This window comes from Xanthomonas hortorum pv. cynarae (assembly GCF_002939985.1).
GTDB classification, from domain to species: Bacteria; Pseudomonadota; Gammaproteobacteria; order Xanthomonadales; family Xanthomonadaceae; genus Xanthomonas; species Xanthomonas hortorum_D.
The window spans coordinates 1-445 of sequence record NZ_MDFM01000088.1; the positions used below are offsets into that span (position 1 = coordinate 1).

Annotated in this window: 1 pseudogene; it reads left to right on the forward strand. The window is 61.8% G+C overall.

Annotation, left to right across the window (positions count from 1 at the left end):
* Nucleotides 1-445, forward strand: a pseudogene (locus tag XcyCFBP4188_RS22350) (xylose isomerase); the annotation flags it as partial.

Consider the following 445-nt stretch of genomic DNA (forward strand, 5'->3'; position numbering starts at 1 on the left):
ACCGCACTCAATCGTGCCGAAGCCAAGGCCGATGCCGCGTTCGAATTCTTCACCAAGCTCGGCGTGCCGTATTACTGCTTCCACGACATCGACCTGTCGCCGGATGCCGATGACATCGGTGAGTACGAGAGCAACCTCAAGCACATGGTGGGCATCGCCAAGCAGCGCCAGGCCGACACCGGCGTCAAGCTGTTGTGGGGCACGGCAAATCTGTTCTCGCACCCGCGCTACATGAATGGTGCGTCCACCAATCCAGATTTCAACGTGGTGGCGCGTGCAGCGGTGCAGGTCAAGGCCGCGATCGATGCCACCGTCGAACTCGGCGGCGAAAACTACGTGTTCTGGGGCGGCCGCGAAGGCTATGCCTGCCTGCACAACACGCAGATGAAGCGCGAGCAGGACAACATGGCACGCTTCCTCACCCTGGCACGCGACTACGGGCGTG